At 40.3% G+C, this 11,288-nt stretch carries 11 protein-coding genes; 4 read left to right on the forward strand and 7 right to left on the reverse strand.

What is annotated here, in order from left to right:
- The gene (locus JWG41_RS16345) at positions 1 to 705 is read right to left on the reverse strand and encodes a c-type cytochrome (RefSeq protein ID WP_205270894.1); all 705 of its coding nucleotides are present in this window, start codon (positions 703 to 705) and stop codon (positions 1 to 3) included.
- Between the two features lie 305 nt (positions 706 to 1,010).
- Between JWG41_RS16345 and JWG41_RS16350 the strand changes: the two genes are divergently transcribed.
- Both JWG41_RS16350 and JWG41_RS16355 read left to right on the forward strand, forming a co-directional pair.
- Positions 1,011 to 1,583, forward strand: coding sequence for a cytochrome c oxidase subunit 3 (locus tag JWG41_RS16350; RefSeq protein WP_205270895.1), 573 nt, complete (start codon positions 1,011 to 1,013; stop codon positions 1,581 to 1,583).
- A 9-nt stretch (positions 1,584 to 1,592) separates the two neighbouring features.
- Complete coding sequence (locus JWG41_RS16355) at positions 1,593 to 1,823, forward strand: prokaryotic cytochrome C oxidase subunit IV (RefSeq protein ID WP_205270896.1); 231 nt, start codon at positions 1,593 to 1,595, stop codon at positions 1,821 to 1,823.
- Here JWG41_RS16355 and mtnC read toward each other — a convergent pair.
- Genes mtnC through JWG41_RS16370 form a run of 3 tightly spaced genes read right to left on the reverse strand, consistent with a single transcriptional unit; the run spans position 1,820 to position 4,960 of the window.
- Positions 1,820 to 2,551, reverse strand: a complete 732-nt coding sequence (gene mtnC / locus JWG41_RS16360) for an acireductone synthase (protein WP_205270897.1) — start codon at positions 2,549 to 2,551, stop codon at positions 1,820 to 1,822. The two genes, JWG41_RS16355 and mtnC, sit on opposite strands and share 4 nt — an antisense overlap.
- A gap of 22 nt (positions 2,552 to 2,573) precedes the next feature.
- Entirely contained in the window at positions 2,574 to 3,938 is a 1,365-nt protein-coding gene (locus JWG41_RS16365; protein ID WP_205270898.1) for an MFS transporter, read from the reverse strand.
- Entirely contained in the window at positions 3,935 to 4,960 is a 1,026-nt protein-coding gene (locus JWG41_RS16370; RefSeq protein ID WP_205270899.1) for a hypothetical protein, read from the reverse strand. Before JWG41_RS16370 ends, JWG41_RS16365 begins: the two co-directional genes overlap by 4 nt.
- 126 nt (positions 4,961 to 5,086) lie before the next feature.
- Between JWG41_RS16370 and JWG41_RS16375 the strand changes: the two genes are divergently transcribed.
- The gene (locus JWG41_RS16375; protein ID WP_205270900.1) at positions 5,087 to 5,899 is read left to right on the forward strand and encodes a WecB/TagA/CpsF family glycosyltransferase; all 813 of its coding nucleotides are present in this window, start codon (positions 5,087 to 5,089) and stop codon (positions 5,897 to 5,899) included.
- 96 nt (positions 5,900 to 5,995) lie between these two features.
- Here JWG41_RS16375 and JWG41_RS16380 read toward each other — a convergent pair whose 3' ends face one another.
- Positions 5,996 to 9,637 carry a tetratricopeptide repeat protein gene (locus JWG41_RS16380; protein ID WP_205270901.1) on the reverse strand — a complete coding sequence of 1,214 codons (3,642 nt, stop codon included), beginning with the start codon at positions 9,635 to 9,637 and terminating at the stop codon, positions 5,996 to 5,998.
- Positions 9,638 to 9,794: 157 nt separating this feature from the next.
- Between JWG41_RS16380 and JWG41_RS16385 the strand changes: the two genes are divergently transcribed.
- Positions 9,795 to 10,670 carry a glycogen-binding domain-containing protein gene (locus JWG41_RS16385; protein ID WP_205270903.1) on the forward strand — a complete coding sequence of 292 codons (876 nt, stop codon included), beginning with the start codon at positions 9,795 to 9,797 and terminating at the stop codon, positions 10,668 to 10,670.
- A 2-nt stretch (positions 10,671 to 10,672) separates the two neighbouring features.
- Here the strand turns inward: JWG41_RS16385 and JWG41_RS16390 are convergent, their stop codons facing one another.
- Together JWG41_RS16390 and JWG41_RS16395 are read right to left on the reverse strand one after the other, a co-directional pair.
- The gene (locus JWG41_RS16390) at positions 10,673 to 10,999 is read right to left on the reverse strand and encodes an ATP-dependent Clp protease adaptor ClpS (protein WP_205270902.1); all 327 of its coding nucleotides are present in this window, start codon (positions 10,997 to 10,999) and stop codon (positions 10,673 to 10,675) included.
- A 16-nt stretch (positions 11,000 to 11,015) separates the two neighbouring features.
- Positions 11,016 to 11,288 (reverse strand): transketolase C-terminal domain-containing protein (locus JWG41_RS16395; protein ID WP_332461306.1); only part of this gene is annotated, 273 nt, incomplete at its 5' end.

An 11,288-nucleotide genomic window follows, 5' to 3' on the forward strand; every position in this document is an offset into this window, starting at 1 on the left:
TTATTTCAATGCAGAAAGATAAGTAACGATATCTTTTCTTTCTGGATCAGTTAACGGCAACTTTGGCATATTTGTTCCCGGTTTGATGGCCTGTGGATTTGATAACCAACGATTGAGATAATCAGAATCAAATTTACTTCCAACATGATCAAGTGCCGGCCCAACATTTCCGCCTTTTCCACCTACCGAATGACAGGCGACACAAAGTTGAGAAAATTTTTCTGGTTGGGTGACAACAACAGCATTTGTTTTAGTTTGTGGTGCCGGAGGAGTCGCAATCGAATCAATAGGAATGTTTGGTTTCGGAGGCCAGCCGTTGGCATCAATTTTACCCACCCAATCCAAAAAGGCGATGACTTGTCCCTTTTCTTCTTTAGAGAAGTTGTACTTCACCATTTTGCGTTCCCCAGGAAACATAGCCTCTGGATCATCCAAAAACACATCGATCCAAGTGGCCCCTCGCCTTTCGACAACCTTGGTTAAGTCAGGTGCATAATACCCACCTTCACCTAACAGTGTATGGCATCCCATACAATTGTTTTTTTCCCAAATTTCTTTACCTTTCAAAACATCTTCTGTGATGTTTTGTGCATTCGTTCGGGAATCGGTTTGTCGCAAGGTATCCACAGTGAGAAACACAAAGACAGCACTAAACAAAAAAGTGCCTCCCAAAAAGAACGCCCTAGCTTGCGATTTTGATAGCATTCTTGCCTCCTATTTTCCAGTTTTTTGAATTGTAGTTGCAGATTATGCTATGTGCATTGATTTACATCAAGTACGAATTTGAATTTTTCTAATAACATAAAGTTTATTAGAAAGAACACATGTTAATTGCTACTTAGAATCATTCAATTGTATAGGAAACCATGTTCAATCGAATTAATAAGTACAGATTGTTCGCTTATGAAGTAAAAATAGCAATGATAGAATTAGAATAATTCGCAATTTTGTTTTATAGACAAATTGAATATTCTAGTGTTTATAAATCATTCCTAGTAAAGGAGAATTTCATGAATGAAGAAACAGAACCACTGAACGAATCCTTATGGTACCCACCGGGAGGTATCCTCATTTGGATGATTGTCCTTGTCGAAGTTCTTACCTTTTGTTTGGGAATTGGTTCTTTGGTGTATGATAAGTCCAAAGATCCTGCTGGTTTTTTGTTTTTACAATCGCATCTAAACAAAAATTTTGCATTTTTTAATACGATCTTCTTACTTACTAGTGGTTTTTGTATCGCGCTTGCCTTAGAATTTCGAACCAAAGCGAAGTTAAACCTTTATACAATCTTTTTATCTGCGTCCATACTATTCGGCATTGGATTTTTGTTTTTAAAATTTTATGAATTTAGAGAGAAATGGATGTTAGGTTTCACTCTAGAGACTAGCAATTTCTTCAGTTATTATTGGTTACTTACTGGATTTCATTATTTGCATGTAGCAGTGGGAATTCTTATTCTTTTGATTGTGTATTATGGACGAAAAACGATTTCCACGGAAAACCTAGAAGCAGGCGCCGTTTTTTGGCATATGTGTGATTTGATTTGGCTACTACTTTATCCTGCTCTCTATTTGATTCAATAGGAAAACAAAATGAAAATCATCATACTTACATATTCCATTCTTATGTTCATTGTTTATTTTTCTTTTTTCGGAATGGGACAAATGATTCCAGGAAATTGGAATCTGATTCTAATGAGTGCCATCAAGTTTTTATTAATTTGTTTTGTCTTTATGAACCTAAAAGGGGCCAATCTGTTTTGGAAAATTTTATTTCCAATCCTGATTGGAATTTACTCATTCAGTATTTTGGTTCTGACTTAAAACTGATCCCAAACAGGAAAAGAATGTGATTTTTGTGGAATGTTTCCGGGGCGATTGAGGATGACGACATCCATCCCGATCGCATTCGCAGCCTCTGCTTCTTCCACTATATCTGTAAAAAAACGAATTTGGTTCGGCGGAGATTCTAATTGTTTTGCGATGTTCTCATAACTTACCTTATCTCTTTTGCCACCAACAGCAGTATCAAAATAAGAAGTAAAATATTTCCTAAGATCACCTAACTCCGAATACTGATAGATTAAAATTTGTGCTTCTACAGAACCAGAAGAATACACATGGTTCTGAATCCCCTCTTCCTCTGCTTTTTTCAAAAATTCAGGAACATCTGGGTAAACAATACTTTTGATTTCTCCTGATTCATAACCTTGTTTCCAAATCTTCCCTTGGATTTCCTTTAAGGGGCCAAATTTACGATCCTTCTCAATCAAATATTCAAAATAAGAGGGAATGATCTCAGAGGAAAAAGGTAAAAGTTCAGATTTCGTTTTGGTTTCAAGTTTTGTAAATCGAGATAGAAAAATCTCTTCCCGTAAAGAAGAATCCTTCTCATACTCTGATTGGATTTCATTCAAACGAATTTCTGAAAAACGATATTCCCTTAAGAAAGGAACAATATGTTTTTTTGCATAAGGGAAAAGTATCTGATGGACAAAGGCAATTGGTGCCGTTGTCCCTTCAATATCGAGTAAATAATGTTTAATGCCCATTGTATCTCAAATCAAAGAAAAGTTATGCTTTCGAAACACTTTGTTTCATCAACGTATGCATTTTTTCCTCGTCTTTTTCATAGTTAAACAAAATGAGTAACCAAGACAAAGCACAGGGAATCCAGAAAAGAATGGAGATAGACAGTGCAAGCCCACGATCAGGGGTCAAACCTAAAATCACCGCAGACATTACCGGCCCAAGTCCTTTTCCTAAATCATCTGTTAAGTTATAGATAGAAAAAATCGCACTTCTTGATTTCGGTTCGTTGACATTGAGCAACACAGCACGGACGTTAGGCCCCGTGACAGAAATCATAATTCCTGTAAAAATATTCAACGCAATGAATAAACCCATATAAGGAACAATATCAAAGGCATATAATAACATCAAAGCAGGGAACACACCAAAGAATGTGGTTCCAATGCACAATAGAGGTTGGTAAGCTTTTTTAATGTTATAAAGAATTTGACCAAGTACTCCACCAAAAAATGTTCCAATGAAAATCCCAACCGCAGCAAAAGTAATCATACCGGCAGAGACTTCTTTGGAAAGATGATAAGTGTGTTCGTAATAGTCAGCCAAATAAACAAAAAATACACCCCAAGGAATACAACCAGGTAGGCCTTGTAAAAAGGCGCCTAAGTTTGTTTTACTTTCAAAGAGTAATTTAAAATCTTTCAAACTGATTTTATGTGATAACTCATCGCTTGTAACACCTTCGGCACCACCACGTTTGGGTTCCTTACAAAAAAACAAATATACAGCGGCAAATAAAAAGGAAGGAGCAGACATGTAGATAAAGGATGCTCGCCATCCATTGATGGGATCGGCTCCACCCAAAATACCACCAAGAAGTTGTCCAACTCCCACACCAAGTCCCATTGCCAAGGATACATATCCGGTAGCGATGGCTCTGGATTGGCTGGAAAAATAATCACCAATCAAACTAAAGAGTAATGGAAAAATCCCACCAAGGCCAAATCCACAAAGTGTTCGTAAAATTAAAAACTGATCATAGGTCTCTACATAAGCCGTTAAAAAACAAGGAATTTCACCGAGTAACACAGTTGCGAGAAGTAAGTTTTTTCGCGAGAATGTTTGCGATAGGTAACCCATCGACAAAGATACCACTCCACCCAAAATAAAAAACAATACAGGAATGATTCCACCTAACTTCCAATCAACGTCGTTTGGATCTGTGATTCCAAGGGAAGCTCCAATGTTCTTCATATTCGGTGCAATTAAGTTTTGATCACCGAACAAAAAGAAGGCCATACCTAAAATAACCCAAAATGCCAAAATTCCCCTGGCACCATGATCTGCGAGTTCGGCGAGACCAAAGAATCGCAAATAGGATTTATCTCTTACTGTTTGTTTTGGGTTCATGGATTGTTTTTCCTTTCTATTTGTTTTCGATAGACAAAAATAAATGAGAGCGTAAATAGAAGTCCAAGAAATCCAACAACCGCAAAAAGAGAAAGATCCCAACTGGTGAGTATGGAGCCGTTCCAAATTTCTGGATTTGCATTATTGGAAATCGTCGGAAGTGGTTTTCCCCCTGAGAAGGTAAACTCCACAGTGGTACCAAAATCTAAAGAACTAAGAATATAAGCACTAAGGCCCGGTGGAACATCTTTATCCAGTTTAGTGACAGGTGTTTTTTCACCGGTATTAATTTCCATATCTTGTGGTTTAACAAAGATAGGAAATTTTCCATTCTCCGATTCAATTAACATTCGTTCGCTGAATGTTTCATGATCATTGGGAATGAAATAGGAAATTTGCATCTCTGAAACACCAGGAAGGATAGCACGATCCAAAATCCTACCTCCATTTTTACCTTCTGGAATTCCGAGTGGAATTGCCATCTTACTTCCTGGCTGTTGAATTTGTGCTAAAATCTCTGTCGCTTCTTTTGCAACAGAATATTCTAAAGGAGAAAGTTTAGAATCATAGGATTTGGGAGGTTTACTGGAGTTATCAATCAGAAACAGTTTAAAGACACGAAGGCCTTTTTTTTCTCGCATAACTTGCATTAAGCTTTTTACCGCGACTTGTTTGCGATCAGCACCCGTATCATACACAGTCACCTCTTGCGGAGATGTACGAAATTTGGTGGTTGGCGGAATCATTTTATTATAATTTACACCTTGGTATTGGATTTGTAAGAGGATAGGTGCTCCTTCCGGCAATTCCGTTTCTGGAAAACGAAACTTACCCGTCTGTGGACCAATGTCTGCTAACGGAACCATCGCTCCTTGTAAAGCCAACATACGAATGGAATCAGCCTTACCAAGACCACCCGTGGTACCATTTTGAATCGTTCCATAAATGGAAAGTTTTTCCGCATAACTTGCGCTTGAGAGAAGAATGAGAGTCAATATTGAAAAAAGATGGCTTCGAAACATTTTGATACTTTTTCTCGTTCTTTCGATTCCAATCCAAGTGAAAAAACGGTAGTTTTTAAAAATTTAGAGGCGACAATAGAGGGAACTGGACATAATGTTTTAGATAGGAAAGGAAAGCCCGGCTACATGAAGCAACTGAGCGAAATCGTTCACAATTCCTCAAAAGATGAGAGGGATATTCTACTAGAATACCAAAATATCGATGTTTCCAAGCTGGAAACTCTGAAAGTTTTGGGAATTCCCATCGACAACGTCACCACTGACGAAGCCATCGCTAAACTCTTTCGCGTGCTTGAGAAAAAAGAAGGCATGCACCATGTTTTATTTTTAGATCCCATCAAACTCATGCGGATGCGTCCGAAAAAGTCGCTCCACCGGATTGCAGAAAAAGCCGGAACCATTCTCGTGGAAGGTGCCGGTATTGGTTGGATGACCTCCGGTAGACTCAAAGAACGAGTCACCCCCATTGCTGTGATGATGGACCTCATTCGTCTAGCTGAACTCAAAGAATTCACTGCCTTTATCTTTGGTGCCAAAGACGAAATTGTAGAACGAATTTATTTTAACCTAACAAGACATTTTCCTAAGGTGCGAATCGTGGGAAGGCATGCTGGTCATTTGGATCGTCAACGCGAGATGCGAGTGAAAGAAGCCATTCGAAAGACTGGTCCCGACATTATCTTTCTTGCCATGGACTTTCCAAACCAAGAAATCTGGATCGAAAACAATACTGGATATTTTGGCAAAGCCGTGGTGATCGGTGTGGGTGGCGCCTTGGATATGTTATCTGGTGCTGACAAAAAAGCCCCTGAATGGTTCAAAGAAAGAGGACTAATTTGGTTTTGGAGAATTCTCGCAAGACCTTACCGAATCCAAAGGATGTGGGAAACTTTCTATTTCTTTCTATTGGGAATTCGCGAACGGTTTCGCAAACATTAATTCAAAACACGACCTGAAATCAGACAAATTCGGAGGATAGAAATGATCTGTCCTCCGCTTCCGCTCTTCTTACCTAAAAGTCTACTTTACAAAAATCTACTTTTTAATTTGAGTCAACCGGTCAAGTGTCGGTGCGAGCCAATCTTCTAACAATGGTTCGCGGTCGAGTTTGGCTCGAGCAAATACCAAATCTTTATTGGAATTGGCAATTTCACTCACAGAACCAATCTTTCTTGCAGTTTCCATTGCCTTCCAATAGTATTTGAGAGCATTGATGGTATCTTGTTTTTTCTCATACACTGCCCCAATATTATTATAAAGAGCAGTGAGAGTTTCATACACTTCTCTATGATCAGAGTTTTCTGTATCGATCCTTCCCAAACTTTGTTCTTTCAGTTCAAAATCATCTTTTAACTTCAGATAGTTGCCAAGGGCCGCATTGTACTGTCTTGTATAATAGAAAGCATTCCCTTTTCCGAAAAGTAAGGTTGCGTTATTATAGATATCTTCTTCAGGAAGTTCTGCCCAAAAATCCAAACTTTGTGCAAAGTCTCCATGGTTGTAATCAATCCAACCTAAGTAATAATAACATTCTCTGACAATCTTTGGATCTTTAGAGATGTCTCGATCAAGGGCTGCTAAGAAAGATTCACGAGCCATAAAAAGACCGTTTCGTCTTTCTTTCTCTTCATAAGAAAGAGTTCCAATACTGCGTTCTGGATAGATTTTTTTACCAGGGAATTCTCGTATATTGTCTGTTATGTTAATTCCAGCGGCTTCCAAAAATTGGATTTTGCCTAGGTTAAACGAAATCCTTCCTGGACTCCCTTCGAGTAAGGTTTCATCCTCATCTTTTTCCCCAAGCCTTTCTCTATAATTTTGATAACGATCATCCGCTTCTCTGAGGAGTTTGACCGCTTCATCATAATTTTCTGTTTGGATATAATACTCAGCCATGAGTAAAACCGCTAAGTAGTGGCGGATATCGTAAGTTGATGCCAATTCCAATTGTTTAAGGGCACGTGCCGCTTCTTCTTTTTTGAAATAGAACCGAGCTCTTTGGTAGTATCCTTCCGCAAATTTAGAACCACCTTCTTTTCCATAAGCAATGTTTAGAAGGTATTCCACATTATCATCAATTTCCATACCAGTGACTTGGTCTTCAGGGTTGATGTTGTATTTGATTCTGACTTCTTCCGAATCCAAATCAATATAGAAAGATGCAAGTTTTGCTAAAACAAAAAGGGAGAGTTCATCTTCAATGTTTAATGCATTCCGAACCTGCCTATGGTGGTTTAAAACATACTGCGGATTTTTATCCCGTTTCCACATTTCTATGTATGTAGATAAAATTCCACCATGGCCAATGGCATTTTTAGGATACTTTTCAATGATATCGTTATAGTATTTAACAGCCGTTCCAAACTCTTGTTTGTTGTAAAAAATCTTAGCAATGCCTGCGATCGCATCTACATTGTCTGGGTCACCACCATCGGTAAACACTCGTTTGAAGTATTCAATGGCAAGGTGGTCATTTTTATATTTTTTGCGATTGCTGCCTGGTGGAACTTCAATGAAGTCCTTCCTGTGGAAGGAATGGAAAGTTCCAAGCGCAATGTAGGTATCAATATCATGGACATTGTATTTTAAACGGGATGCGATGTAAGCCCCCGCTTTTAAAACCCTTCTTGGAACTTTGTCTTGAGAGGTAAGATAAAATGCGAGTTCCGAAAGTGGTCTTCTACCTGCTGTTTCCACACCGGCATCATTCCATTCTGTTTTTTTCGCAAAACTAATGTTTGGAACTTCTTTTCTATTTTCCCATGCGCGTTTGTGTTCTTTGTCTTCTGGTTCATAACCAAAATCTGGTTCTACTTTTCCAAAACATTTTTCAAAGGCTCTCTCATAAAGCCCCACTTTAGTATAAGCAGTACAGTATTTGTTTAAAAACTCTAAGTTATGCGGGAAAATCTCTTCCCCTTTGATAAAATAATTTTCTGCATCAGCGAGAAGTTTTTTCTTCTCCAAAGCATCTGTTTCATAACCGAATTCTTCAATTTTTTCAAGACCCAGTGCATATTGGGCTTTGGCACGATACGGAACAATGACGTATTTCCAAAGAGTTACAATTCCAAATACAAGGAATACCGCTGCTGCTGAAGATAATATTGTCCGACGAACTAACTCTCGTTTGCGGGCAGCCCCTTCTTTGGTATACGAATCTCGGCTGGCAATGATCGGCACACCATCGGCCGCAAATTTACCAGTGGAGTCACTGAGTTCGACTCGTTCTCCCAGAAGTCCACTTAAGTAACTAGCAATGTCTTCTGGTTTTTGTTGTGCCTTAATGAGTTCAATGATTTCTTTCTGATTGCGAACCGGAATCCTTTGGTTCACAATCGTATCAATGATTGTACGACGAAGTTTTGGTGGGTAACGGAGTAGTTCGGACTGAATAACCGCCAACTCTTCATCGGTTAGGTTGGCCTCAAGTGACTCTTCCGGCTCGTCTTCTTTGCCAAGAGACATGAGGTCTTCCTCAAATCCCCCTGGTCCATCAGAACCAAAGTCATCCATTGTGGAGACAGGCATATCATCAATCGATGGTGCTAAATCATCAAAAGAGGGAGCTCCGAGATCATCATCCAGACTCGGAGGTTCCATTCCCACACCCAAGTCTCCAAACGGATCATCAAACCCACCACCTAGATCAGCCGGTTCGTTGTCACGAGAAGGAGCGGACGGACTGTCCATATTTCCGAACGGATCGTCATCAAAACTTTCTGTCTGCGTTGGAGTCGATCCCATATCAGCAAAAGGATCATCGCCAAAAGAACTATCTCCACCTGCTGCCGGTGCAGAAAGATCACCAAACGGATCATCGCCGCCACCAGTATCAGAGGTTGGAGTATCGAGTCCGCCGAAGGGGTCATCACCGAAACTTTCTGACTGTGTCGGGGTGGAACCCATATCAGCAAAAGGATCATCGCCACCAGAGGAAGGTGTGTCGGCCCCGGCTCCAAAATCAAAATCATCACCACCAGAAGGAGTGGTCTCTTCCGATCCAGAATCAAAGCCAGCAAACAGGTCTTCGTCGGTCGTAGGAGGGATATCATCCCCGCCTAAATTAGCAAAAGGATCGTCACCAATGACAGGGGCTGGTTTATCTTCTAGGGGAGCTTCATCAATCGCATCTAAATTAATAAAAGGATCATCACCAAAACTTTCGGTAGCGGCGGGTGTGGAACCCATATCAGCAAAAGGATCTGCCTCTTCTGCTGTTCCCGAATCGGAAGCAAATGGATCCGTATCGTCTGCAGCAGCTGGGGTATCAAAGTCAAAATCGTCAGTGGCTTCTGGTGTGGGAGTGGGTTTCGGTGAGTCTTCACCGAGGAGTTCATCTAAATCAATTCCATCGTCTTCTTCCGCTTCCCGGTTCGGAAGTTTGGGAGGACCAAAATCATCGTCCTCATCTTCTAGGGGTGCAAATGGATCTCCCGCTTCTGCGTCATCTGCCCCTTCGTTATCAAAATCATCAAAGGCAGAGCCGGAATTTTCTTCTGAATCGGCTTCCGGATCGGACGGAGCCATAGGACTGGTATATCCCAGTTTCTCACGTAAAGCCTTAGCCATCGGATTCAGTTCTTCCGAAGACTGCGGATTTTTATTGAGAGCCGAAAACATCGTCTCGATTTGTGTAATTTCTTCCGGACTCAATTTGTCTATCGGCTCAGCCATTTAAGGGTCTATTCCTAATGAATTATCGGCCCCTTCTCAAAATGACAGAATATTTTTTTTATTATGTCAGATGGTTCCTTCGGAAAAAAACCTTTCACTCTCTTTTTTCATTTCTGCCGAAAATTATCTAGAAGGACTCTGTACGACCACGACTATGATGAAATCGAAATCCATCCGTATCGCCCTATTTTTACTCTTTTTCACAGGAATCGGAATCTTTGCCGACGAGGGAATGGATTGGATTGGAAGTTTTTCCTCAAAAGAACTAGAGATGTCGGATGAAACCGAAGACCAGGATACGGTCTATTACCTCTGGCAACTGGAAAGTCTCAAAAAAAATATCGCTCCACGTTACATTCGTTATCTCGATGTGGAATCTTACGTATCTTCCGGCAAACTCATCCACAGAGGGATTCTATTTACTTACAATGGACTTAGGGACGAAGCCGTAGAAATCTGTGGTAGTTTTAATAATTGGGAATGTTCCGATATGAAACGAAACCAATACGGGATCTATTATACCGTAGTCGAACCCACACAAATTACAGACACCTACGAAGAAGATCCGGTGTATGAATACAAGTTCCGAGTGAACGGCCTTCTTACCTATGATCCAGAAAACTTTGATAAATTGGAAGATGGATCCGGGTCTTACTATTCGCGTTATATTTTAGAAGGAAAAGATACAGACCGTCAAACAAGAACCATGGTACTCGAAGATTCAGCAAACGAAGAACGAGACTTACGAACGGTTAAATTTCAAATTTATTTACCAAATGCGGAAGTGGTTCGCGTGGTGGGAAGTTTCAATGACTGGAACCCAGAACATGACTTCCTAAAAAAAGACAGAAAGGGAGTTTTTACTCTCGAAAAGAAATTACTTCCGGGGGAATACCATTACCAATTCATTGTAGATGGGGATTATATGTTGGATACTTACAATCCACAAACCAATATCAAAGTGGATACCAATGAATCTGTTTCATCACTGCTTGTTCCAGAAAGGAATTACGCTTTAGAACGTAAGATGTAAACTTATTGTTCTAAGGTAGCCGTCATAGACCCTTTGGAGGAACTCATCCGATGGTCTGGGCCATAGTTTAAGATCCGTTCATGGACAAACTCGGCGTGTTCCAATTCCCCTGAAAAGACTATGGTTTTTTTTCGAGTGTCGACTTCCACTGCATGTTGGAAGGCCTTTTCCCAAGGCATTTGGCAAACATCCATTAACATTTCGATCACGTATTCGTAGGTATGAAAGTCATCATCCCATAGCACAACCTTCCAAGGCCCGTCACTCCGACGCGGCCTTACTTCAGTTTCTTCTAGGATGGATGGTAGGGGAGCTCCGGCACCGGTCATAACCGAAACCAAAACCTTATTTTTTCTTTTTGGAAATTGCGATTTCTACGTGGGACACAACGTCTTTTGCACGAAGACCAAAGTAATCAAGTAGACCACTCCAAGTTCCCGACTTTCCGAATGTATCTTTCATTCCCACTTTGATGACAGGAACTGGATACTCTTCCGAAAGGAGTTCTGACACAGCAGAACCAAGACCACCGATGACATTGTGTTCTTCACAAGTCACAATGGCCCCGCATTCTTTTGCTTTGGCGATGATGGCTTCTTTATCCAAAGGTTTGATGGT

It is taken from the genome of Leptospira chreensis, from assembly GCF_016919165.1.
In the GTDB taxonomy this organism is placed as follows: domain Bacteria; phylum Spirochaetota; class Leptospiria; order Leptospirales; family Leptospiraceae; genus Leptospira_A; species Leptospira_A chreensis.